Annotated in this window: 22 protein-coding genes and 1 tRNA gene; 15 read left to right on the top strand and 8 right to left on the bottom strand. The window is 72.0% G+C overall.

Annotation, left to right across the window (positions count from 1 at the left end; translation table 11 throughout):
- The first annotated feature begins 501 nt into the window (after positions 1-501).
- The 11 genes from dnaN (at position 502) to SJY07_RS13655 (ending at position 12,318) form a co-directional block, all read left to right on the top strand.
- A complete protein-coding gene (gene dnaN, locus SJY07_RS13705) occupies positions 502-1,629 on the top strand; it encodes a DNA polymerase III subunit beta (RefSeq protein ID WP_328293685.1) in 1,128 nt (375 codons plus the stop codon).
- A 26-nt stretch (positions 1,630-1,655) separates the two neighbouring features.
- Positions 1,656-2,603, top strand: coding sequence for a phosphogluconate dehydrogenase (NAD(+)-dependent, decarboxylating) (gene gnd, locus SJY07_RS13700; RefSeq protein ID WP_328293686.1), 948 nt, complete (start codon positions 1,656-1,658; stop codon positions 2,601-2,603).
- A 7-nt stretch (positions 2,604-2,610) separates the two neighbouring features.
- The gene (gene recF / locus SJY07_RS13695) at positions 2,611-3,786 is read left to right on the top strand and encodes a DNA replication/repair protein RecF (protein WP_328293687.1); all 1,176 of its coding nucleotides are present in this window, start codon (positions 2,611-2,613) and stop codon (positions 3,784-3,786) included.
- Positions 3,779-4,384 carry a DciA family protein gene (locus SJY07_RS13690; protein ID WP_328293688.1) on the top strand — a complete coding sequence of 202 codons (606 nt, stop codon included), beginning with the start codon at positions 3,779-3,781 and terminating at the stop codon, positions 4,382-4,384. Before recF ends, SJY07_RS13690 begins: the two co-directional genes overlap by 8 nt.
- A gap of 265 nt (positions 4,385-4,649) precedes the next feature.
- Positions 4,650-6,722 (top strand): DNA topoisomerase (ATP-hydrolyzing) subunit B, encoded by a 2,073-nt coding sequence (gyrB, locus tag SJY07_RS13685; RefSeq protein ID WP_328293689.1) that lies wholly within the window; start codon positions 4,650-4,652, stop codon positions 6,720-6,722.
- A 60-nt stretch (positions 6,723-6,782) separates the two neighbouring features.
- Positions 6,783-9,521, top strand: coding sequence for a DNA gyrase subunit A (gyrA, locus tag SJY07_RS13680; RefSeq protein ID WP_328293690.1), 2,739 nt, complete (start codon positions 6,783-6,785; stop codon positions 9,519-9,521).
- A 137-nt stretch (positions 9,522-9,658) separates the two neighbouring features.
- Entirely contained in the window at positions 9,659-10,030 is a 372-nt protein-coding gene (locus SJY07_RS13675; RefSeq protein WP_380159842.1) for a DUF3566 domain-containing protein, read from the top strand.
- Between the two features lie 71 nt (positions 10,031-10,101).
- Positions 10,102-10,175, top strand: a tRNA-Ile gene (locus tag SJY07_RS13670).
- Between the two features lie 74 nt (positions 10,176-10,249).
- A complete protein-coding gene (locus SJY07_RS13665; protein WP_380159840.1) occupies positions 10,250-10,651 on the top strand; it encodes a VOC family protein in 402 nt (133 codons plus the stop codon).
- 58 nt (positions 10,652-10,709) lie between these two features.
- Positions 10,710-11,711, top strand: coding sequence for an ATP-binding protein (locus tag SJY07_RS13660; RefSeq protein WP_328293693.1), 1,002 nt, complete (start codon positions 10,710-10,712; stop codon positions 11,709-11,711).
- 7 nt (positions 11,712-11,718) lie between these two features.
- A complete protein-coding gene (locus SJY07_RS13655; RefSeq protein ID WP_380159838.1) occupies positions 11,719-12,318 on the top strand; it encodes a hypothetical protein in 600 nt (199 codons plus the stop codon).
- 130 nt (positions 12,319-12,448) lie between these two features.
- Here SJY07_RS13655 and SJY07_RS13650 read toward each other — a convergent pair whose 3' ends face one another.
- Positions 12,449-13,084 (bottom strand): isochorismatase family protein, encoded by a 636-nt coding sequence (locus SJY07_RS13650; protein WP_380159836.1) that lies wholly within the window; start codon positions 13,082-13,084, stop codon positions 12,449-12,451.
- 127 nt (positions 13,085-13,211) lie between these two features.
- Complete coding sequence (locus tag SJY07_RS13645; protein ID WP_328293696.1) at positions 13,212-13,829, bottom strand: CGNR zinc finger domain-containing protein; 618 nt, start codon at positions 13,827-13,829, stop codon at positions 13,212-13,214.
- Positions 13,830-13,951: 122 nt separating this feature from the next.
- Here SJY07_RS13645 and SJY07_RS13640 point away from each other — a divergent pair, with 122 nt between their 5' ends.
- Positions 13,952-14,503: a hypothetical protein gene (locus tag SJY07_RS13640; RefSeq protein WP_380159833.1), complete on the top strand. Its 552-nt coding sequence runs from the start codon at positions 13,952-13,954 to the stop codon at positions 14,501-14,503.
- A gap of 29 nt (positions 14,504-14,532) precedes the next feature.
- Here SJY07_RS13640 and SJY07_RS13635 read toward each other — a convergent pair whose 3' ends face one another.
- Genes SJY07_RS13635 through SJY07_RS13625 form a run of 3 tightly spaced genes read right to left on the bottom strand, consistent with a single transcriptional unit; the run spans position 14,533 to position 17,131 of the window.
- Positions 14,533-15,093, bottom strand: a complete 561-nt coding sequence (locus SJY07_RS13635) for an SET domain-containing protein-lysine N-methyltransferase (RefSeq protein ID WP_328293698.1) — start codon at positions 15,091-15,093, stop codon at positions 14,533-14,535.
- A 15-nt stretch (positions 15,094-15,108) separates the two neighbouring features.
- On the bottom strand, positions 15,109-15,717 hold the full coding sequence (locus SJY07_RS13630; RefSeq protein ID WP_328293699.1) for a flavin reductase family protein: 609 nt from the start codon (positions 15,715-15,717) through the stop codon (positions 15,109-15,111).
- 22 nt (positions 15,718-15,739) lie between these two features.
- Complete coding sequence (locus SJY07_RS13625; protein WP_328293700.1) at positions 15,740-17,131, bottom strand: polysaccharide biosynthesis tyrosine autokinase; 1,392 nt, start codon at positions 17,129-17,131, stop codon at positions 15,740-15,742.
- A 179-nt stretch (positions 17,132-17,310) separates the two neighbouring features.
- On the opposite strand from SJY07_RS13625, the gene SJY07_RS13620 reads away from it, so the two are divergent.
- The 3 genes from SJY07_RS13620 (at position 17,311) to SJY07_RS13610 (ending at position 20,736) form a co-directional block, all read left to right on the top strand.
- Positions 17,311-18,705 (top strand): sugar transferase, encoded by a 1,395-nt coding sequence (locus tag SJY07_RS13620; RefSeq protein WP_380159830.1) that lies wholly within the window; start codon positions 17,311-17,313, stop codon positions 18,703-18,705.
- Positions 18,702-19,829: a glycosyltransferase gene (locus SJY07_RS13615; RefSeq protein ID WP_380159828.1), complete on the top strand. Its 1,128-nt coding sequence runs from the start codon at positions 18,702-18,704 to the stop codon at positions 19,827-19,829. The genes SJY07_RS13620 and SJY07_RS13615 overlap by 4 nt, the downstream gene beginning before the upstream one ends.
- A 64-nt stretch (positions 19,830-19,893) precedes the next feature.
- Complete coding sequence (locus SJY07_RS13610) at positions 19,894-20,736, top strand: hypothetical protein (RefSeq protein WP_380159826.1); 843 nt, start codon at positions 19,894-19,896, stop codon at positions 20,734-20,736.
- 4 nt (positions 20,737-20,740) lie between these two features.
- On the opposite strand, the gene SJY07_RS13605 is transcribed toward SJY07_RS13610, so the two are convergent.
- Genes SJY07_RS13605 through SJY07_RS13595 form a run of 3 tightly spaced genes read right to left on the bottom strand, consistent with a single transcriptional unit; the run spans position 20,741 to position 23,045 of the window.
- Positions 20,741-21,391 (bottom strand): hypothetical protein, encoded by a 651-nt coding sequence (locus SJY07_RS13605; protein WP_328293704.1) that lies wholly within the window; start codon positions 21,389-21,391, stop codon positions 20,741-20,743.
- Positions 21,388-22,773 carry a hypothetical protein gene (locus tag SJY07_RS13600; protein WP_380159823.1) on the bottom strand — a complete coding sequence of 462 codons (1,386 nt, stop codon included), beginning with the start codon at positions 22,771-22,773 and terminating at the stop codon, positions 21,388-21,390. The genes SJY07_RS13605 and SJY07_RS13600 overlap by 4 nt, the downstream gene beginning before the upstream one ends.
- Positions 22,764-23,045: a hypothetical protein gene (locus tag SJY07_RS13595; RefSeq protein ID WP_380159821.1), complete on the bottom strand. Its 282-nt coding sequence runs from the start codon at positions 23,043-23,045 to the stop codon at positions 22,764-22,766. Before SJY07_RS13595 ends, SJY07_RS13600 begins: the two co-directional genes overlap by 10 nt.
- Between the last annotated feature and the right edge of the window lie 171 nt (positions 23,046-23,216).

The following is a 23,216-nucleotide window of genomic DNA, read 5'->3' as shown; positions in this document are numbered from 1 at the left end:
ACGAGAGGTGGATCCAGCAGGGACAACCTGGGGACAGCGGTGGACAGACCGCCTCGGGAACGCGTACCTGTGGATGACCCGGTTCGCCCGTCCCCATGCCGTCCACACCCCCGAGAGGGGGTCAAAAGGACTCTGACCTGCGACGACGCCGAGTTGTCCACAGGGTCCACAAGGGTTACGACTACGACTGATCTATCCATGGAGAATCCCGTCAGCCCACGTCCAGTGTGGACAGGTTGTGGGGAAGGGCGGCCTGGAGGAAGACTGAAGGGCCCGGAGGCCTGACCCTGTTCGAACAAGGTGTGGGGTACCCCTCGGCACGTTGATCACGCAGCGTGACCTCGAGGTGAGGGTCTTCTAGAAGTCTGGGACGACGGATCTCCCCGACCCTGTGGAGGCGCGTGCACCGGCGTCGGCGGTCTCCACTACTGTCGGAAGCCGCTCGTCCTGCTCCCTGCCGGACGGGGGACGCGACAGAGGTTCGAGAGAAGGCGGTGCCCGGTGGAGTTGCAGGTCGAGCGCGACGTGCTGGCCGACGCCGTCGCGTGGGCAGCCAGGGCCTTGCCCTCCCGGCCTCCTGTGCCCGTCCTGGCCGGTGTCCTCCTCGAGGCCACGGACGAGGGCTCCCTGAAGCTGTCGACCTTCGACTACGAGGTGTCCGCCCGGGTCGAGCTGCCGGCCGACGTCCGCACAGCCGGGCGCGTCCTGGTCTCCGGACGACTGCTGGCCGACATCTCGCGCAGCCTCCCGAACCGTCCGGTCACCCTCACCACCGAGGGCTCCAAGGTCGTCGTGACCTGCGGGGCGAGCCGCTTCACCCTGCTGACCATGACGGTCGACGAGTACCCCGCCCTGCCGTCGCTGCCGGGTTCCTCCGGTGAAGTGCCGGGAGCCGAGTTCGTCGAGGCCGTGGCGCAGGTGACCGTGGCGGCCAGCCGGGACGAGACCCTGCCGATCCTCACCGGGGTCCGGATGGAGATCGAGGGCGACCGGCTCACGCTGCTGGCCACCGACCGCTACCGCCTCGCGGTGCGCGAACTGCGCTGGAACCCGAGCAGCCCCGACATGTCCGCCGTGGCCCTGGTCCGGGCCCGGACGCTGTCCGACGTCGCCCGTTCGCTGGGCTCCACGAGTTCGCTGACGATGGCCATGGCCGACGGCAAGAGCGACCTCATCGGCTTCCAGGCCGGCGGTCGCTACTCGACCTCGCTGCTCGTCGACGGTGAGTACCCGAAGGTCCGGGCGCTGTTCCCGGCCGAATCGTCCACCCACGCGGTCGTCTCCACCGCCGCCCTGACGGAGGCCGTCAAGCGCGTGGCCCTCGTCGCGGAGCGCAACACGCCCGTACGGTTGCGCTTCGAGGACGGCGTGCTCTCCTTGGAAGCGGGCCAGGGCGAGGACGCACAGGCGACGGAGGCCCTCGAGGCCGCGCTCGTCGGTGAATCGATCGCCATCGCCTTCAACCCGCAGTTCCTGCTCGACGGCCTCGGGGCACTCGGTGCCCCGTTCGCCCGACTGTCGTTCACCCAGTCGACCCGCCCAGCGGTCCTCACCGGCCAGGCGGACCTCGAAGGGGACGACGACGACACCTACCGGTACCTGCTCATGCCGGTCCGGCTCGCCGGCTGAGCCCGGTCAGTCCACATGAGCCCGGTGTGAAGGCCGGGCACGAGAAGGGAACGTCTGGCATGCACATCGGTCTCGTCGGTCTCGGCAAGATGGGCGGGAACATGCGTTCCCGTCTGCGCGACAAGGGTATCGAGGTCACCGGGTACGACCCGAACCCCGACGTCACCGACGTCGCGAGCCTCGCGGCCCTGGTCGAGGCGCTGCCCTCGCCGCGCGTCATCTGGGTGATGGTCCCCTCGGGCAAGATCACCCGCGACACCGTCGCCAACCTGGCTCCGCTGCTCAAGGACGGTGACCTGGTCATCGACGGCGGCAACTCGAAGTGGACCGACGACGAGATCAACGCCAAGCTCCTCGCCGAGCGCGGCACCGGCTACCTCGACTGCGGCGTCTCCGGTGGCGTGTGGGGCAAGGACAACGGCTACGGCCTCATGGCCGGTGGCGCCAAGGGCCACGTCGACCTCGCGATGCCGATCTTCGACGCGCTGCGTCCCGAGGGTCCGCGCGAAGAGGGCTTCGTCCACGCCGGCGGCGTCGGGGCGGGCCACTACTCGAAGATGGTCCACAACGGCATCGAGTACGGCCTGATGCACGCCTACGCCGAGGGTTACGAGCTCCTCGAGGCGAAGGGGATCATCCACGACGTCCCGGCCGTCTTCAAGGCCTGGACCCGGGGCACCGTCGTCCGCTCCTGGCTGCTGGACCTCATGGTCCGCGCCCTGGAGGAGGACCCCAAGCTGGACAACATCCGCGGCTACGCCCAGGACTCCGGTGAGGGCCGCTGGACCCTGGAACAGGCGATCGAGAACGCCGTCCCGATGCCGGTCCTCGCGGCCGCGCTCTTCGCGCGCTTCTCCTCGCGCCAGGAGGACTCGCCCTCGATCAAGGCCGTCGCCGCCCTGCGCAACCAGTTCGGCGGGCACGCAGTGACGCAGGCCGGGCCCTCCTCGGGCACGGGCTCCGTGAACGACTGACCCTCGCGTGCACGTCGCGCACCTCTCGCTCGTCGACTACCGCTCCTACCCGAGCCTCGAACTGGACCTCCGCCCCGGCACGACGACCTTCGTCGGGCTGAACGGGCAGGGCAAGACCAACCTGGTCGAGGCCATCGGGTACGTCGCGACGTTGGACAGCCACCGGGTCTCCGGTGACGCGCCCCTCGTCCGGCAGGGAGCGGAGCGTGCCGTCGTCCGCGCTCAGCTGGAGCGCGGCGGCCGGCGGGCGCTGGTCGAGCTGGAGATCACGCCGGGCAAGGCGAACCGGGCCCGCCTCAACGGCAACCCGGTCCGCCGGACCCGTGACGTGCTCGGCGTGCTGCGCACCGTCCTCTTCGCCCCCGAGGACCTCGCCCTCGTGAAGGGCGACCCCGGCGAGCGGCGTCGCTACCTCGACGAGCTGCTGGTCACCCGCTGGCCGCGGGTCGCCGGGGTGCGGGCCGACTACGACCGCATCCTGCGGCAGCGGACGGCGTTGCTGAAGTCCGCCGGCGCGGCCATGCGCTCGGGTCGGGCGGACACCCACACCCTCGACGTCTGGGACGAGCACCTGGCCACGACGGGGGCGGAGCTGCTGTCGGCCCGCCTGGCGCTGCTGGCCGACCTGCGTGCACCCGCCGACTCCGCCTACCGCTCGGTGAGCGGGGGACAGGGCGACCTCGAGCTGGGGTACCGCTCGGCGCTGCCGCTGCTGGCGGAGGGGGTCGCCACGACCCCGGGCGGGGAGGTGCCGACGCGCGAGGAGCTGCGCGAGGGCCTGCTGGCCTCGATGGTCGAGAACCGCAAGGCCGAGCTCGACCGCGGGGTCTGCCTCGTCGGCCCGCAGCGCGACGACCTGGTGCTGACCCTCGGCGGGATGCCGGCCAAGGGCTACGCCAGTCACGGCGAGAGCTGGTCGGTGGCGCTCGGCCTGCGGCTGGCGAGCTACCGGCTGCTGCTCGCCGACGACGAGATGGACGATCCCGGGGGACCGGTCCTGATCCTCGACGACGTCTTCGCCGAGCTCGACGCCGGCCGCCGCGAACGGCTGTCCGCGATCGTCGCCGACGCCGAGCAGGTCCTCGTCACGGCCGCCGTCCCCGAGGACGTGCCCGCTGCGCTGCAGGGGGAGCACGCCGACCGGGTCCACGTCACGACCGGGGTGGCGGTCCGCGGTGACTGACCAGCCCGGCGCCGAGAACGAGGACGCGGAGAGCGGGGACGCGGAGCCGGGTCCCGAGGAGGAGCTCGACGACACCCTCGGCGCCGACCTCGCCCGGACCGCGCTGGGTCGGGCCCGCGCCGCCGCGGCGGCCAAGGGGCTGCGCCCGGGACGCGTCCCGCTGGGTGGTCCGAAGACGCGCGAGGAGTGGAAGGAGGCCCGGCGCAACACGGCCGGGCGGTCCGGGGCCCACCCCGACGCCCGCGACCCGCAGTCCCTGGACTCCACGCTGGGGCGTCTCGTCGGGGAACGCGGGTGGGAGCAGCCCGTCGCCGTCGGCGGTGCGTTCGGCCGCTGGGACGTCGTCGTCGGGCCCGAGCTCGCCGGGCACTGCACCCCCGAGACGCTCAAGGACGGCACGCTCGTCGTCCGCGCCGAGTCGACCGCCTGGGCCACCCAGGTCCGCCTCCTCACCAGCCACCTCGTGCGGCGCCTGGACGAGGAGCTCGGTCACGGGGTCGTGACCAAGGTCGTCGTCCGCGGGCCGCAGGCCCCGTCGTGGCGCAAGGGTGGTCGTACCGCCCCGGGCGGTCGCGGACCCCGCGACACCTACGGCTGAGGAGTCCTGGCCCAGATCCGGCGCTGAAACGTCCGGCACCCCTCTCGTGTGGTCCCCCACGACAACGGGGGTCGAACCGCTCAGGGGGCGCGCTGAGGCGCGCTGAGTGAGAGGCCCCGGTCACTTCGGGGTAGACTGTGCGGTGAACCTGGCGGTCAGAGGGCGCACGTCCTCGTACTGCTCGGCCACGTACGTCCGGCCCTGTGGGTGCGCGCCGTCCGCGGGCCGCGCCGACCGCCTCGACGCGGAGGGAGAGCACCCGCTCGTGCCAGACGAGGAACGTCCCGAGGACAGCCAGGAAGCACAGCCCGCTCCGGAGGACGCCGCGTCGCTCGCGGACGCCGTCACCCCGGACGGTCAGCCGAACCCGGAGTACGGCGCCGACGCCATCCAGGTCCTGGAGGGTCTCGAAGCGGTCCGCAAGCGTCCGGGCATGTACATCGGCTCCACCGGTGAACGCGGTCTGCACCACCTCGTCTCCGAGATCGTCGACAACTCCGTCGACGAGGCCCTCGGGGGGTACTGCGACACGATCGACGTGACCCTGCTCGCCGACGGCGGCGTCCGGGTCGTCGACAACGGCCGGGGGATCCCCGTCGACGTCATGCCGGGCGAGGGCCGGCCGGCCGTCGAGGTCGTGCTGACGGTCCTGCACGCGGGCGGCAAGTTCGGTGGCGGTGGCTACGCGGTGTCCGGTGGTCTGCACGGCGTCGGCAGTTCCGTCGTCAACGCCCTCTCCACCCGCCTCGACGTCGAGGTCTTCCGGCAGGGCTTCGCCTGGCGCCAGTCGTACGCGAACGGTGTGCCGCTGGCGCCGCTGGTCAAGGGCGAGGCGACCGATCGGACCGGGACGACGATCACGTTCTGGGCCAACGACGAGATCTTCGAGACCACCGACTACTCCTACGAGACCCTGCGCACGAGCTTCCAGCAGCGGGCCTTCCTCAACAAGGGCCTCACGCTGAACCTCACCGACGAGCGCGCCTACCCCGAGGACGAGGCCGACGACGGCGCCACGGACGACAAGCCGGTCCGCTCGGCGAGCTACCGCTACGACGACGGTCTCATCGACTACGTCAAGCACATCAACGCCCTGAAGAAGAACGAACCACTGCACGACACCGTGATCTCCCTCGAGGCGGAGGACACGGAGAAGGGCATCGCGGTCGAGATCGCGATGCAGTGGACGACGTCGTACTCCGAGGCCGTCTTCACCTACGCCAACAACATCAACACCTCCGAGGGCGGGACGCACGAGGCGGGTTTCCGCACCGCGCTGACCAACCTCGTCATCGAGTACGCCCGCGCGGCGAAGCCGAAGATCCTCGAGGACAAGGACAACCTCGAGGGGTCGGACATTCGTGAGGGTCTGACCGCGATCGTCTCGGTCAAGCTGACCGAACCGCAGTTCGAGGGTCAGACGAAGACCAAGCTGGGCAACACCCTGGCCCGCACCTTCGTCCAGGCCCAGGTCCGCGAGCACCTCGGGCACTGGTTCCAGGCCAACCCCAAGGAAGCCTGGACGATCGCGAAGAAGGCGCAGGCGGCCTCGGTCGCGCGGTCCGCGGCGCGCAAGGCCCGTGAGGCGAGCCGGAAGTCGCTGCTGGAGCGCAACTCGTTGCCGGGGAAGTTGAAGGACTGCCAGTCCAACAACCCCGTCGAGTGCGAGGTCTTCATCGTCGAGGGGGACTCCGCCGGTGGTTCCGCCACCCGTGGTCGCGACCCGCGCACCCAGGCCATCCTGCCGATCCGCGGGAAGATCCTGAACGTCGAGAAGGCCCGGTTGGACCGCGCCCTGGGCAACCAGGAGGTGCAGGCCCTCATCACCGCGTTCGGTACGGGCATCGGCGAGGACTTCAACCTCGAGAAGCTCCGTTACCACAAGATCATCCTGATGGCGGATGCCGACGTCGACGGTCAGCACATCCAGACGCTGCTGCTGACACTGCTGTTCCGCTACATGAGCCCGCTCGTCGAGAACGGTCACGTGTACCTGGCGCAGCCGCCGCTGTACCGGCTCAAGTGGATGGGTGGTGCGGCCCACGAGTTCGTCTACTCCGACCGGGAGCGCGACGCGATGATCGAGGCCGGTCGCGCCGCCGGGAAGAAGCTTCCCAAGGAGAGCGCCATCCAGCGCTACAAGGGTCTGGGTGAGATGAACTGGGACGAGCTGTCCGAGACGACGATGGACCGGGCGCACCGGACGCTCCTCCAGGTGACCCTCGAGGACGCGGCCGCCGCCGATGCCGTGTTCTCCGTCCTCATGGGTGAGGACGTCGAATCGCGCCGGAGCTTCATCCAGCGCAACGCCCGCGACGTGAGGTTCCTCGACGTCTGATCGATGTTCCACGTGGAACGTCCGACGCCGAGACCGTGACCTGAGAGGCAAACCCCCGCCGTGAGCGAGAGCACCACCGAACCCCCCACCGACGACCGCGTCCAGCAGGTCGACCTGCAGGCGCAGATGCAGCGGTCCTACCTCGACTACGCGATGAGCGTCATCGTCTCGCGTGCCCTGCCCGACGTGCGGGACGGTCTGAAACCCGTCCACCGCCGGGTGCTGTACGCGATGTACGACGGGGGTTACCGCCCCGACCGTGGGTACTACAAGTGCGCCCGCGTCGTCGGCGACGTCATGTCGAACTACCACCCGCACGGTGACAGTTCCATCTACGACGCCCTCGTGCGCCTCGCCCAGGACTGGTCGTTGCGTTACCCGCTCGTCGACGGGCAGGGGAACTTCGGTTCGCCCGGCAACGACCCGGCCGCGGCCTACCGCTACACCGAGTGCCGGATGGCGCCGCTGGCCATGGAGATGGTTCGCGACATCGACGAGGAGACCGTCGACTTCTCGCCGAACTACGACGGTCGTTCCCAGGAACCCGACGTCCTGCCCAGCCGGTTCCCGAACCTGCTGGTCAACGGTTCCGCCGGCATCGCCGTCGGCATGGCGACGAACATCCCGCCGCACAACCTGCGCGAGGTCGCCGAGGGTGCGAAGTGGCTGCTGGACAACCCGGACGCCGCCGAGGACGAGCAGACCGCCGCGCTGCTGCAGCGCATCAAGGGCCCGGACTTCCCCACCGGTGCGTTGATCCTCGGCCAGCGGGGGATCCAGGACGCCTACCGCACCGGGCGCGGCTCCATCACGATGCGCGCCGTCGTGGAGGTCGAGGAGATCCAGGGCCGGACCTGCCTCGTCGTCAGTGAACTGCCGTACCAGGTGAACCCGGACAACCTCGCCGAGAACATCGCGAACCTCGTCCGCGACGGCCGGCTCACCGGCATCGCCGACGTGCAGGACCACACCTCCGGGAAGACCGGACAGCGCCTCGTCATCATCCTGCGCCGTGACGCCGTCGCGAAGGTCGTGCTGAACAACCTCTACAAGCACACCCAGCTGCAGACGAACTTCGGTGCGAACATGCTGGCGCTGGTCGACGGCGTGCCGCGCACGCTGCCGATCACCGCGTTCCTCAAGCACTGGATCACCCACCAGCTGGAAGTCATCCAGCGCCGCACGCGGTTCCGGCTGCGCAAGGCCGAGGAGCGCGCGCACATCCTGCGTGCGCTGCTCAAGGCGCTCGACGCCATGGACGAGGTCATCGCCCTCATCCGCGCCAGCGCCACCGTCGAGATCGCCCGTGACGGCCTGATGGAACTCCTCGACATCGACGAGATCCAGTCCCGCGCGATCCTCGAGATGCAGCTGCGTCGTCTCGCCGCGCTGGAACGTCAGCGCATCACCGACGAGTACGACGAACTCATGCGGCTGATCACGGACTACAACGACATCCTCGCCCGTCCGGAGCGGCAGCGACAGATCGTCCGCGACGAACTGGTCGAACTGGTCGAGCGCTACGGGGACGAGCGCAAGACGCAGATCCTGCCCTTCGAGGGCGACATGACGGCCGAGGACCTCATCCCCGTCGAGGACGTGGTCGTCACCGTCACCCGCGGCGGGTACGCCAAGCGCACCAAGACCGACCTCTACCGCGCGCAGCGGCGGGGTGGGCGCGGGGTGCGCGGTGCGAGCCTGCGCGAGGACGACGTCGTGGAGCACTTCTTCACGACGACGACCCACCACTGGTTGCTCTTCTTCACCAACCTGGGCCGGGTCTACCGGGCCAAGGGCTACGAACTGCCCGAGGGCGGCCGGGACGGACGTGGGCAGCACGTCGCGAACCTGCTGGCCTTCCAGCCGGGCGAGAAGATCGTCGCCGTCCTCGACATCGAGGACTACGAGCAGGCGCCGTACCTGGTGCTCGCGACCCGCGGCGGCATCGTCAAGAAGACGAAGCTGTCCGAGTACGACTCCAACCGCTCGGGTGGTCTCATCGCCATCAACCTCCGTTCCCACGCCGGGGCCGAGGGCGAGGAGGAGGTCGACGACGAACTGTTCGGTGCGACCCTCGTCAGCGAGAACGAGGACCTGTTCCTCGTGTCGCGCAAGGGGATGAGCGTCCGGTTCGAGGCCACCGACGAGAACCTGCGCCCCATGGGCCGGGCCACCTCCGGGGTCACGGGGATGAAGTTCCGCGGCGACGACGAGCTGCTCGCGATGGCCGTCGCCCGCGACGACCTCTACGTCTTCGTCGTCACCGAGCACGGGTACGCGAAGCGCACCGCGATCGCGGAGTACCGCAAGCAGGGACGCGGTGGCCTCGGCATCAAGGTCGCCAAGCTGACCGACGAACGCGGTGACCTGGTCGGGGCGCTCACCGTCGCCGAGGACGACGAGGTGCTCGTCGTCATGCAGGCCGGCCGCGTCGTCCGCTCCCGCGTCGACGAGGTGCCGGCCAAGGGCCGCGACACCATGGGCGTCACGTTCGCCAAGCCGGAGAAGGGCGACAAGATCCTCGCCGTCGCCCGCAACGTCGAGCGGGTGATCGACGTGGAGCTGGGAACCGACGACACCGACGGCGCGGACGACGGCACCGACCCCGTCACGACCGAGCCGGACCCGGACATCGCGGGCTCCGGGGACGACCTCGCGGCCGCCGAAGGGGTGGATGAGCTGCCGAACGGTGGAGCACCTGTGCAGGAACCGGCGAACGACCCTGTGGGTGGGGCAGTCGATGGCGTACCGTCGCCGGAGGCCTCGGACAGCGAGGACGAACCCGGAGGTGACGAGTGACCCCCGCCGAACGCGCGACCGCGTCGTCGGCCCAGTCGGCCAGTCAGGCCGCTAGGTCCGCGACGTCCTCGGCAGGACAGCCCTCAGCAGCACAGGCGACCACCGCGGGGCAGGCTCAGGCCCGCCCCCGCAGCGGCGTGGACTCGGTGCCCCGTCGGGTGCGGTTGACGCTGGCGCGGGTCGACCCGTGGTCGGTGACGAAGCTGTCGTTCCTGCTGTCGGTGGCCGTCGGGATCGCCCTGGTGGTGGCGACCGCCGTCATCTGGAGCGTGCTGAACGGGATGGGTGTCTTCACCGACCTCAACGGCCTGCTCAAGGACGTCGTCGGCAACGAGGTGAAGTTCAACCTGCTCGACTACGTCGGGTTCGGCAAGGTCATCTCGCTCGCCACGGTCATCGCCGTCGTCGACGTCGTGCTGCTCACGGCGCTGTCGACGATCATCGCCTTCCTCTACAACGTCTCGTCCGCGCTGGTCGGCGGGTTGCACGTCACCCTGTCCGACGACTGAATCCCGGTTCGGAGCACGGCCCCGAGTCGGGTAAGGTTGACGATGCCGCGCGCGCAGAGCGGGTGGCATGAGGGCCTATAGCTCAGTTGGTTAGAGCGCTTCCCTGATAAGGAAGAGGTCGGAGGTTCAAGTCCTCCTAGGCCCACCCTGGAACCCCCGGAGATCGTTCTCCGGGGGTTCTCTCGTGCCTGCGGTGAGCGTGCGGTGCACCCTGGGACGATGACGACGTCGTTCCCCCGGCTGCTGCACACCGTCCTGGACACGACCGACGCCCGCGGCCTCGCGGAGTTCTACCGGGAACTGCTGGGGCTGCGCTACCGCCCGGGCGACGAGGGGACCGGGCCGGCGCAGTGGCTCGTCCTCCTCGACGGTGACGGCGCGCGGGTCCTGGCCTTCCAGCAGGTCGAGCAGCTCGCCCGCAGCACGTGGCCGGCGGGTGACGTCCCGATGCAGGTGCACGTCGACTTCACCGTCCCCGACCGGGCCGCCCTGGAGCACCACCACGCCCGGTCGCTGGCGTTGGGCGCGCAGGTGCTGGTGGACCGCACCGACGATCCCGAGGAACCGCTGTACGTGCTCGCCGATCCGGCGGGTCACCCGTTCTGCCTGTTCGTGGGGTGAGGGGCTCGGTGCTCGCGACACTGGTGTGACGTGGGGTGACTCACGGTAAGTTGCTGGGGTGGAGGCACGGCTGCTGGCGACCGCGGCGCACGTCAGGGCACTCGTGGAGAGTCACAGCGCGGGCGACGACGTGCGGTTCCGCGCTGCCGTGGCCGAGGTCCTCGAGAAGGCCGGGCGCTCCAAGGAGGTCGAGGAGCTGCGCGGGTTGCTCGAGACCCGCCGGGCCAGCGTCCGCCCGCAGGCGCCCCCGCAGCCGGCCGCGCCGTCCTCGGTCGCGCAGCCCCGCGGTGAGCTCGCCCAGGTCCTCACCGTCTCGCTGCCCACCGTCGGGTTGGCCGACCTCGCCCTCGGCAGTGACGTCATGGCCCGCCTGCACCGGGTCCTCACCGAACAGCGACACGCGGACACGCTGCGGGCCAAAGGGTTCGACCCGCTGCGCAAGCTGCTCCTGACCGGGCAGTCCGGGACGGGCAAGTCCATGACGGCCGAGGTCCTGGCCGCGGAGCTCGCGCTGCCCGTGTTCGCGGTCCGCCTCGACGTCTTCGCCGACCTCGCCGCCGAGGACGCCATCGCGAAGCTGTCCCTGGTCTTCGACCTGCTGGCCCAGAGCCGCGGCGTCTGCCTCTTCGACGACGTCGACGCCCTCATCGACCCCGACGGCGGTGAGCGCAGCCGCTCCCGGCTGCGCGACGTGCTGCGCGCGTTCACCGGGATGCTGGAACTCGACGCCTCGGCCAGCGTGCTCGTCGTCACGACGAACCGTCCGCAACTGCTCGACCGGCCGGTGCTGCGCCGCTTCGACACCGTCATCGACTACCCGCTGCCGAGCACCGGTGTCGTCCAGGAGATCGTGCTGCGCCGGCTGCGCGGGTTCGACCTGAGCACCGTGGAGTGGCCCCGGGTCGCCTCGACCGCCAGCGGACTGAGCCACGAGCAGGTGGCGGCCGCGGCGGCGCTGGCCGCCAAGCAGTGCATCCTCGACGGCGCGCCGCAGGTCGAGACGGGCGCGCTGCTGGCGGCGCTGCGCGAACGACGACAGATGCTCAAGATGGCTCCGTGAGCCCCTCGTGAGGACCCGGTTCGAGGTCCTCGTCGTCTGCACGGCCAACATCAGCCGTTCACCGATGGCCGCTGCCCTGTTGCGCCACCACCTCGGTGCGCGCTTCGGCGAGGCCGCCGCGACGATCCGGGTGACCTCCGCCGGGACGATCGCGCTGGTCGGCGAACCGACCGACCGCGCCGTGTCGGAGGTGCTGCGTGCGCTGCGGCGTCCCGTCCCCGAGCCGACCCCGGCCCGCCAGGTCGACCCGCAGCTCGTCGGCGCGGCCGACCTCGTCCTGACCATGACCCGGGACCAGCGCGCGCACGTGATCACGACCGTCCCGCCCGTGCAGCGGCGTGTGTTCACGGTGCTGGAACTGGCCCGGATCTCCCGCCGCCTCGGTGAGGACCACCGACTGCCCGCGAGCGCCGCCCCTGCCGCCGGTCTGCGCTCCCTGGTGACCGCGGCCCCCGCGTGGCGCGGGCCGACCGCCCCCCGGGACCAGGCCTCCGACGACGTCGCCGACGTGCACGGGCAGAAGCTCGAGGAGCAGCTCAAGGCCGGGCGCCGCCTCGACGAGGCGTTCGCGGCGCTCGTGGCCGCGTTGCCCGCGCCTCCGGCCTGATCCACCGGCCGTCGGCGCGGCCTGGTCCGCCGCTCGCCGTGCCGACGAGCCTGAACCCGTCGGCGGCGATGACCGCCTGCACGCCCAGCACGCTGCGCACGTCCTGGAGCGCTTTCCGGACGGCCCGCGATCACCCGCCGACGCGCGCGCGGCCGCGGACCGCGGAGTCGACGAGGTTGTCCAGGGGCAGGGGCTGCGCCCCGGCGACCGCCTCGACCCACTGCTGCGTGGTGGCGACCGCGGCGAAGTTGGAGTGCAGCAGGACCATGAGGGTCTCGTGCAGCACCGACGCGGGGACGTGGCCGACGGCGTTGTCCAGGTCGATCGCCCCGCTGGCGTCGGAGAGGACCTCGGCGGAGAACCCCAGGCCCTCCGCTTCCACGGCGCTGGCCAGGTCGCAGTTGTTGGTCATGAACCCGACGATCGTCACGGTGTCGACGTCGCGTTCGCGCAGCCGGTCCGCGAGACCGGTGCCGGCGAAGACGCTGCCGAAGGACTTGCTGATCCGCTCGTCCCGGGGGTCCGTGACCGCGAGGAGGTCGGGGTGCAGGTCGAAGCCGGGGGACCCGGCCGCGAAGATCGGTGCTCCGGCGGGCATGGCGTGCTGCACGAGCACGATCGGGACGTCGTGCGCCCGGGCGGTCTCGACCGCGCGGACGACGTTGGCCAGCGCGTCCGCGGGTGCGGGGTGCTGGATCGTCAGGGGGCCGCTGAAGTACTCCTGCTGGACGTCGACGACGACGAGGGCGCGGCGGGGGGAGGTCATGGTCGCTCCTGGTGAGGTGGTCGCGGGGCGGGGTGGTGATCGGTCCGGGCTCCCCGGGTGGGGACGTCCCCACGCTACCTGCACATCACGTCAAAGATGGCTTTTCTCCGTGAGATTCAGTACCTGCTCAGGCGGGTTGGCCGGTCCGGCGGGCGTAGGAACGGGCCGCCCGGACGCGATCGCCGCAGCGCGTGGAACACCACTGCCGCCGGCCGTGGGTGCGCAGCATGAAGCGGTCACAGGGTGCGGCCGCACAGGTCGCCAGCAGGGTGGCGTCGGCACCGGTGAGCACGTCCACGACGTCGGCGGCGATCGCGGCCATGGCGTGCTCCACGACCTGGGTCGCCGGGTGGGTCAGCTCGCTGGTGAACCCGGCCGGAGAGCCCCACCGCAGCAACCGGACCGCCGGCGTGCGGGTCAGGGCGTCGTTCAGCGCCTCCACCGCACCAGCGGACGGTGCCTCGTCGGCGACGGCCGCCGACAGCAGGTCCCGGACCGCGTCGCGCAGAGCGGTGAGCCGGTCGGCGCAGTGACGCTGCAACTGCGCGTCGCTGGGGGCCAGGTCGTGGGCGATGAGCCAGGCGGTGGCCGCGGCGGGGGTGGGCAGCAGTTCGACCACCTCGTGACCGGCGCCACCCCGACCGGCGACGCGCAGCGTGCTGTTCGCGAGCTCCAACCCCACGTGGGCCGCGGTCCCCGGCGCCGGCGGCAGCGGCGGGGTGGACGCGATCAGCGGTTCGGGCACTGGTTCACGCTAACACCGCCGATCGTCCGTGAGAGGCGAGACGGAATCGGTGCCCGGATGTTCGTGGTCCCGCGCTCCGCCGCGGCAGCCGCGCAGGTCGTCGACCACTCTGGGGTGAGGACGTGGACGGGCTCGCTGCTGCCGCCGGGGTGCTCCCCGTCTTCGTGATCGTCGGGCTCGTCGTGTGGCTCACCACCCGGGCCGCTGAACGCTCCGCGCGCTGGTGCGCGCTGGTGCGCGGTGGTCTGCGGTGGTCTGCGGAGTGTCCGCCGTGGTGCTCCTCGGACCGGCCCTGGCCGGTGGCGGGGAGTGTCGCAGCGCTGCTGATCGGCGAGGAGTTCCTCCGTGGGGGTACCCAGCCGGCGACGACCTGCCGCGGCAGGTCGTCCCCGCGCGGTGACGTCAGGGACGTCGAGGTCGGCCCCCGGCGCGGCCTCGACCTGCAGGCGGCCCGTCCCCGTGGGCCAGGGGGGCTCCCCGCCGTCCAGGCGCAGGAACGGCCGGGAGCAGGGCCGCAGGACGACGGCGTCCTCCACGAGGTGCAGGGCGACCACCCGCCCGCGGACCCGTTCGTGCGGTCGACCGCCGAGGTCGTGGTGGGTCTCGACGAGGTAGGTCCACGACGTCGTCGCGGGCGATGGCCGCGCCACAGCACTCGTGCTCCCAGTCGTTGACCTCGACCTCGACGTCCACGGGGGCACGCTCACCCCGGACCTGCGGCCCCGTCCAGCCGCGGACGCCGGGAACCGGCGATGCGCTCGCGCAGGATCGGCACCCAGTGCGGCCCGTACCCCACCTGCAGCGTGGGCAGGCGCCAGTCCCGGCCGGTGACCCGACCGCGGCAGGACAGCGCCCGGCACGAGCACGACATCGCGAAGTCGGGGTCGTCCGTGATCGTCGCGTAGTCGAGGGTCAGTTCCTCGCCGGCGGTGACGTCCCGCCGCGCGACGACGGTGTACGGGTCGACCCACCAGGTGTTCGGGTCGCAGCTGTGGTTGCCCGCGCGCTGGGGCGCGTCCGGGGGTAGGACCAGGTTGAGGTCCGCCCCGACGGAGAGCGTGTCCACGTAGGTCCCGGACCTGGCCGCGTCGGCGAAGAGCCGGTGCTGCTCGGCGTCGGAGACGAGGCGTCCGCCGAACCGGCTGACGACCGTGCCGGCGCGCAGGGGGCCGGTCGCGAACAGACCGACCCCCTCGATGGGTGAGCGGTCGACCCGGGCCAGGGGAGTGAGCCGGCAGTCGGGTCCGGGCGGGGACAGTGGCACTGACGGCGTCACGACTCAGGCGGGCCGGTCCATCCGCAGTCGCCGTTCGGCGCTGATCGTGAAGTAGTCGCTCGGGCCGCCGCCGCGCAGCAGCGGGTCCGCGGCGAGGGTGTCGAAGACCCCGTCGACGAGCACGCTCTCGTCGACGTGCACGACGACGACCTCACCGAGCACCAGCCACGCATCCACCCCCGCCCCGGCGGCGTCGGTGAGTTCCTGCACCCCGCTGACCCGGCACTCGAAGGACACCAGGCTCTCCGCGACCCGCGGCGGCCCCACCTCCAGCGACGCCTCCGGCGTCAGCCCGGCGAGGGCGAACTCGTCGACCTCGGGACCGACCGCGGCGGAGGTGGCGTTCATCCGCTCGGCCAGGTGGGCGGAGGCCAGGTTCCAGACGAACTCGCCGCTCGCCTCGGCGTTGGCGACGCTGTCCTTGCGCCCGATGCTGGAGAACCCGACGATCGGCGGGCGGTAGGCGAAGAGGTTGAAGAAGCTGTAGGGCGCGAGGTTCAGCGTCCCGTCGCTCGCCTGCGTCGAGACCCAGCCGATGGGGCGCGGCGCCACGATCGAGTTCAGGGGGTCGTGGGCGAGGCGGTGGCCTTCGCGGGGTCGGTAGGAGTGCACGAGCCGCGACGCTAGCCGCGTCTCAGCGTTCCAGCACGACGGCCTCGGCGTCCTCGGGGACGGTCGGTTTGTAGCCGTAGCCGTACTCGTAGGCGTAGGAGAACTCCGACGCCTTCGCCGGGACCATCGTCAGCACCCCGCCCAGCACCCGCGCGTCGACGGCACGCAACCGTTCCAGGCCGCGGGTCAGGTGGTCGCGGGTCGTCTTGCCGTGCTTGACGACCATGATCGCCCCGTCGGTCTGGCGGGCCAGCACGGCGGCGTCCGCGACGGGCAGCAGCGGTGGGGAGTCGATGATGACGAGGTCCGCGCGCTCGCGCAGCCGCGTCAGCAGGTCCGACATGTGCCGCGACCCCAGCAGGGCCGCGGGGTTGAGCGGGATGGGACCGCTGGCCAGGACGGACAACCCGGTGTCGCCGTAGGGCTGCAGCACGTCGTCGAGGTCCGCGCGGCCGGCGAGCACCGTCGTGAGGCCGGCGCTGTCCTCGACCCCGAGGTAGTCCGCGACCTTCGGCAACCGCAGGTCACCCTCGACGAGGATGACCCGCATCCCCGCCGTCGCAGCCGTCAGGGCGAGGTTCACCGCGGTGGTGCTCTTGCCCTCACCGGGAAGCGCGGAGGTCACGACGAGCACCTGGGGCGGGTGGTCGACGTCGGCGAACTGCAGGTTCGTCCGGATCTGGCGCAGCGCCTCCGACTGCGGGGAGCGCGACCCCTCCAGCACGAGTTCGGGGCGCGGACCGCCCGGGCCGTCGGGGACGGATCCGAGGGCGGGGGCGCCGTGGTCGGTGATCGTCGTCAGCGACTTCACGGTCGTGTCGAGCACCTCGCGCAGCACGGCGAGACCGGTTCCGAGGACGACACCGGCGAGCAGGCCGAGGGCCAGCGTCCGGGGCAGGTTCGGCGCGATCGGGTCCTCGCGGACGACCGCGGGCCGCAGCACGCTGACCCGGACCGGGCTCATCGTGTCGGGGGTGGCCTGCTCGAGTTCGCTGACGGCGGTCCCGAAGTGCTTGGAGATCGCGTTCGCGACGTCCACCGCCAACCTCGGCGAGGACTCGTCGACGGTGACCTCGATGAGGACCGTCCCCAGCGGCGCGCTGGAGTTCACGTGGCTCGCCAGCGCACGGGCCGTCGTCTTCAGACCGAGCTCGTCGATGACGGGCTGCAGCACCTTCGGGCTGGTCAGCACGCCCGTGTAGGACTGCACCCGCTGCTGGGTGAACATGCTGCCCTGCATGAGCGCCGTCGCGTTCCCGGTGTCGTACATCGACACGAACAGCAGGCTGTCCGCGCGGTAGACGGGTGCGCTCGCGCTGAAGGCCCCGACGCCCGCCCCGGCGCCGAGCAGCACGGAGAGGATCACCAGGATCCAGTGCTTGCGCAGCGCGCGCAGGTAGTCGACGAGTTCCACGGACGTCCATCGGCCGTCCCCGTCCGCACCTGACCCCGGCCCCCGGGGCCGGGACCCGGACGCCCGGGCGCGACGGAGGCGGCTTCGGGCCTCAAGTCGACACGCCGGGCGGACGACGTTCACGGGGTCAGGCCCGGGCTTCGTGCCATCGGGCGTCCGAGGTGGAGGACCGCGTGACCATGGCCAGTGATCCGAGCACGGGTGTGCGCCCGGCCGATCGCTGGGTCTCGTCCGGGATCGGACGCACCCACGGACCCAGGTCCCAGCTGGGGCTGCTGCTGCTGGCCACCGACGCCGTCTGCGTCCTGGCCGTCGTCCTGCTGCTCGGCCACGACGAGCCCGCCGTCCTGGTCTTCTCCCCCGCCGTGCTGGTCGTCCACGCCTTCGCGGGTCTCCACCAGCCTCGTCTCGACCTCAGCATCCTCGACGACCTGCCCCTCCTGCTCGGCGCGGCCATCGCCGCGATCGGTCTCGCCTCCATCGCCCAGGGGGCGCTGGGGATCGGGCAGATCGACGGGACCGCGCTGCGGGCCGTCCTCGTCCAGACCGCGCTGTTCACCGTCGTCCGCACCGTCGTGTACTCCGTCCGCCTCCGCCACCGCCTGTCCCGCCGCGTCGCGTTGCGCACCCTCGTCGTCGGGTGCGGTGGCCTCGGTGCCCAGCTCGTCGAGATCCTCGGCTCCGGCGAGCACGGACTGCTGCCCGTCGGCTTCATCGACGACGACCCCCGACTGCCCGCCGCGGCGCGACCGCTGCCCGTCCTGGGCGGCATCGCCGACCTCGAACGGCTCGTCGCGGAGCACGAGGTGGCCATCGTCGTCATCGCCTACTCCAACGCCCCCGAGATGGTCGTCGTCGACGTGCTCCGCGGGTGCCAGGGCCTCGACGTCGAGATCTTCACCGTCCCCCGGTTCTGGCAGGTCACCAACACCCAACGTTCCGTGCAGTCCGTGCGCGGCGTCCCGCTCGTCCGGCTGCGCCGCCCCGCGTTCCGCGCCTCGAGCTGGCGGCTGAAGCGGGTCATGGACGTGACCGCCTCCGCGATCGGGCTGCTCGTCCTCAGCCCGGTCATCGCCGCGTGCGCGCTCGCCGTGCGCCTCGAGGTCGGCCCCGGTGTCCTGTTCCGCCAGGAGCGCGTGGGCATGGACGGCCGGCACTTCCCGCTGCTGAAGCTGCGCACCCTGCGGGTGGACGACGCCGAGTCCGACACCCGCTGGAGCGTCGGCGAGGACAGTCGGGTGGGGCCCCTCGGCCGGTGGCTGCGTCGCCTCTCCTTCGACGAACTGCCCCAGCTGTGGAACGTCCTGCGCGGCGACATGTCGCTCGTCGGACCGCGTCCGGAACGTCCGCACTTCGTTGAGAAGTTCACCGTCGACTACGACGACTACCTCTGGCGCCACCGCGTGCCTGTGGGCGTCACCGGATGGGCCCAGGTCCACGGCCTGCGCGGCGACACCTCGATCTCCGAGCGCGCCCGCTTCGACAACTACTACGTCGAGAACTGGTCGTTGTGGCTCGACGTCAAGATCCTGCTGCGCACCGTCGTCCAGGTCGTCACGGCAGCCGGCCGGTGAAGCCCCTCGTCCTGGTGCTGGGCACCGCCGACTGGGACGCCGTCATCGCGACGAACCAGCACCACGTCAGCGCGGCCCTCGCGCAGCGCTGGCCGGTCCTGTTCACCGAGGGAGCCGGCACCCGACGACTGCGGCCCTCCGACGCCCGTCGCGTCCTGCGCCGGCTGCGTCCCTCCGTCCCCGTCGCAGGACGTTCGCTCCCGTCCGGGCTCGAGGTCGTGAGCACCCGGCTCGTCCCGCACCACGCCCCCTCGACCCGCGCGGTCAACGCCCGGCTGCTGCGCCGCCAGGTCCGGCGCTGGATCGAGCACGACGGGCCGCGGCTGCTCTGGACCTACACCCCGTTCACCTACGGCCTGGAACGTCACGCCGACGCCGCCGTCTACCACCTCGTCGACCTGCTGCACGAGAACCCCGGCGTGCACCGGGGACGCCTCCTGGCGGCCGAACGCGTCCTCGCCCGTGGGAGCGACCTGGCCGTCGCGACGAGCCCCGTCGTCCAGGCCCACCTCGACGCTCAGGGGTTCACCCGGACGACGTGCCTGCCCAACGTGTGCGACGTCGACCTCTTCGCCGCGGCTCGCGGACGCGGTGTTCCACGTGGAACCACGGTCGTCTTCGCCGGGACGCTGGCCCCGCACAAGGTCGACCTGGCGCTGCTGGCCGACCTCGCCGCCTCCCTCGGGACCGCGCGACTGCGGTTGATCGGACCCGTGACCGACTCCGCGGCAACGGATCCCGCGTGGTCTCGGCTGATCGCCGCCGGCGCCGAGATCGTCGGTGCCCTCCCCGCGGCGGCGCTCGCCGACGAACTCGCCGCCGCCACGGTCGGGATCGTGCCCTACCTCGTCTCGCCCCTCACGGTGGGCATCAGTCCGCTGAAGACCTTCGAGTACCTCGCCGCGGGACTGCCCGTCGTGAGCACGCCGTTGCCGGCCGTCACCGCGGTTCCGGGCGCGGTGTTCGTCGCCGACCGCGAGGCGTTCGTGCGCCAGGTCCTGCACGTGCTCGCCGTCGACGACCCGTCGCGACCCGAACGCGTCGCCGCGGTGGCGCAGGGACAGGACTGGACCTCGCGGGGACGGGAACTGCGGGCGCTCGCCGGGGCGCTGCTCGCGGCGTGAGCCGGTCGGGTGGCGACCTCCCGTTCTCGCCCGGAGCGGTCGGGCCCTGATCCATCCTGGAGAGATGGCCCGCAGGATTCCCACGTTCGAGGAGTGGTCGGCGACGGCCCAGCCCGTGCTGTCCGCCGGCCTGGACCACGCCCGGCGTCCGGCGTGGCTGGTCGACGCCGCCGGGGAGCGCCTCGACCCCGCCGTCCTGGGCTGGGCGCGGATCGTCGAGGACGGACTGCCGGTCGTCGACGCGCCGCAGGACGACTCCGGCGTGCTGGAGACCGCGGCGACGATCGGTGTCGGGGTGGTGCTCGGGATCGGGTTCCTCGGGATGGCGGCGTTCCAGGTGGTGAGCGGCGGGGCCGGGGACCTCGGCTGGTTGGCGCGGTCGGGGGGCTCGGGCCGGCAGGAGTTCCGCCAGCCGGAGTCCTGGGGACGCTGGACCGCGCCCCGGTCGGTGACGTGGACCGAGGCGCCGGCGCTGCGCTTCGTCGAGGGCGGGGTGCTGACCGGTCTGCCGCAGATCATCGACGCAGCCCGGTCCCGTCGAGGTCACGAGCTGAAGCTGCGGGTCGGGCGTGACCACCTGGAGTTGTTCACGGTGCGCCGCTCGCGGGGCCGCTTCCGCTGGGAGTCCACCGACGTCCCCGTCTCCCGGCCCGTCCCCGACGGCTGTGCACCGAGCTGGCGGGTGCCGCACACGGAGGTCGTCGGAGCGGAACTCCTCCGGTCGGCGAAGGGTGAGCACTGGAGCGAGGTCGAGCGCTACGTCTTCGCGCTGACCTTCGCCGACGGGAGTTCGCTGCACCTGGACCTCGAGACCGGACGCGGAGACTCCGCGAGGCAGCTCGTCCGCCGGCGGGCGGGTCTGCCGGGGCCCTGGAGCGAGCCGCGACCCGCCGAGGCCGCCGGCTGAGAGCTCAGGCCGCCGCGACCTCGGCGACGAGGAAGCGGACGGAGCTGACGACGGCGGCCGCGAGGTTGCTCACCGAGCCCCAGACGTGCAGGGCGGGGGAGTCGATCGTCACGACGACGACGGAGCTCCCTGCGGGGTGCGGGATGTGGACGTCGAAGCGCCCGTGGTCGAGGAACGGTCCGTCCTCGGCGGGCGCGGGGTCCGCCGCGAAACTGCGCCGCTCGAACCGGGTGTCGACGACGGCCGGCCCGCAGGGCAGGTCCAGCCAGCGGACGTCCGCGGGACCGTCCGCCGGAGAGTGCCTGCGCTGCAGCAGTTCCAGGATGCCGCGGGCGGCGACCTCGGGGTCGTCGTGCGCCGACGGTGAGCGCGACACCGACAGCGTCACCGGGGCGATCCCGCCCTGCTCGTCGCCGAGCAGCCCCAGGGCGGCGAACCCGACCTCGATCGCGGCCGCGGCCTGGGCGCGCAGCAGCACCAGGATCCGGGTCGCGACGACGAGGCGGTGCTCGTCGCCGCCGTGCGGCAGCAGCCCGGTCACGAGGTCCTCGAACGCGTCGGGGTCGGGCATCCCCTCGGCGTCGAGGTCGAGGGGGAGGGCGTGGAAACCCGCCGGGACGACCAGTTCCAGGCCGAGGTCTTCGACGGGGTTCACCGGGAGGCTCCCTGGACGGCGGCGACGAACGGGTCGCTGGGGTGGGGCTCGCGCGGGTTCGCTGCGGCCCAGGCCTTTCCGGCGACCGTGGTCGCCATCTTGACGTGGGCGTCGACGACCCTGGCCGCGACGCTCGAGGTGTCCGCGATGACGAGCTTCGCCGCGGCGGGGACCTTCGTGCCGATGACCCCCGCTGCGGCGTTGACGGCCTTCGTGCCCACCAGCTGACCGGACCCGAACTTGATCTCCGCGCCGGCGACGGCCGTCTTCGCACGCTCGGCGAGCGAACCGGGCTTCACCGTCCACGTGGGGACCTGCGTCTTCACGGACTTCTCGACTCCGGTCAGGAACGTCCCCGCCTTGCCCGGCAGTTTCGAGGCCTTGGTGATGTCGAAGGCCTTGGCCGCCCACGGCACCTTGGCCGCGGTGCCCTGGACCGCCTCACCGGTGAGCCTGTAGGTCGACGCGGCACCCTTCGCGATCGCCTCGGCGCCCTCGCCGGCCGCCTTGACCCCGGTGAACGCAGCGCCCAACGGGATCAGCCCGAGGGCGTCCCCGGCGAGCGTCACGACCCCCACGTCCGCCCCGGCGGCCTTGGCGATCCCGTGGGCGGCGAGTGCGCCCGCACTGGTGAGCAGTGCGCCGGCGGCGAAGACCGCCCCGGCCGGTTCGAGCCAGGACGTCAGGATCGCGAGGGTCGCGAACACCGACGACAGCGTCGAGAGCGCGTCCCCGACGGCAGCGAAGTCGTCGGCGTGCTCCTGGACCCAGTCCCAGGTCTTCTCCCATCCGTCGGCGACGGTGTCGCCGATCTGCTGCCAGAGGTGGTGCTGGAGCGCCTGGTCGGCGGCCTTCTCGAGCGCGGCGCCGACCTCGTCGGCGGCGTCGAGGTAGCGCTGGTGCAGGTCCAGCGAGCGCTTGCGGACGGCCGTGAGCCCCGCCTGGGCGGAGTCGACGGCGTCGGCGAGCTCCCCGACGACCCGCGCGGTGTCCTCGGGAGCGGTGACGCGGGGCTGGTTCCGGGCGGCCTGCGCGGCGCTGACCCCAGCCGCCGCGGTGGCCGCCTCGCGTTCGAGCCGCTCGGCCTCGGCCTGGAACGCGGCGAGCTGGGTCTGCCACCGCAGCAGGGCGTCACGCCCGGTGTCGAAGGCGTCGCGGGCCCGCTCGACCAGCGGCAGCAGGTCCTGGTGGGTCTGGTCGACGAAGGCCTGGGCCGCCTGGCCGCGCCACTCGCCGGCCTCGATGCGGCGCAACCGACCTGCGGTGTCACCGAGGCCGCCCGCCAGGTCGCGCAGGGAGCCGGCGAGGGAACCGGTGCCGTGCACGTCGCCCGGGGTGGGGTCGGCACCGAGGTGGGGGAAGCTGCGCACGGTCACCGGCACGACTCCGAGAGCCTGGTGTCGACGTCGGCGAACGTCTTCTCGATGACGTCGAGGTCGGCGCTCGCCGTCCCGACCTGGTCGGCGAGCCTGCCGAGGCCGTGGTTCCAGTCGTCGGAGAAGTCCTCCAGGCGCCGGATCAGCTTCGGGGCCCCGAGCGCAGCGGTGTCGTGGCCGCCGAGGCGGCGGCGGGCGGTGCTGAGGTCGTCGGCGACGCAGCGCAGGTCACCTCGCAGGGACGTCACGGCGGCGTCGGTCAGGCGCAGGTCGGACACGGGAACCTCTCGGGACGGGGGGCTGGGCCACCACGGTCACCCGCGGGCCGGTCTCGCGGGGCTCGATCCCCTCGTGGTCCGCCCGATGGCGCAACGGACCTCACCCACCCGTCGGGGACCGCTCACGATTCGCACCCGCCCCGTGACACCAGGGCCTTCGCCCGCTCGGGT

The sequence above is a fragment of the Kineococcus sp. R86509 genome, assembly GCF_042466365.1.
GTDB lineage: Bacteria > Actinomycetota > Actinomycetes > Actinomycetales > Kineococcaceae > Kineococcus.
This window is presented reverse-complemented; position numbering and strand designations above follow the sequence as displayed.

Coding starts and splice junctions, on each gene's coding strand:
- SJY07_RS13665 (WP_380159840.1), top strand. CDS start 10,250: ATGACGACGTCGTTCCCCCGGCTGCTGCACACCGTCCTGGACACGACC.
- SJY07_RS13650 (WP_380159836.1), bottom strand. CDS start 13,084: ATGACCTCCCCCCGCCGCGCCCTCGTCGTCGTCGACGTCCAGCAGGAG.
- SJY07_RS13620 (WP_380159830.1), top strand. CDS start 17,311: ATGGCCAGTGATCCGAGCACGGGTGTGCGCCCGGCCGATCGCTGGGTC.
- SJY07_RS13610 (WP_380159826.1), top strand. CDS start 19,894: ATGGCCCGCAGGATTCCCACGTTCGAGGAGTGGTCGGCGACGGCCCAG.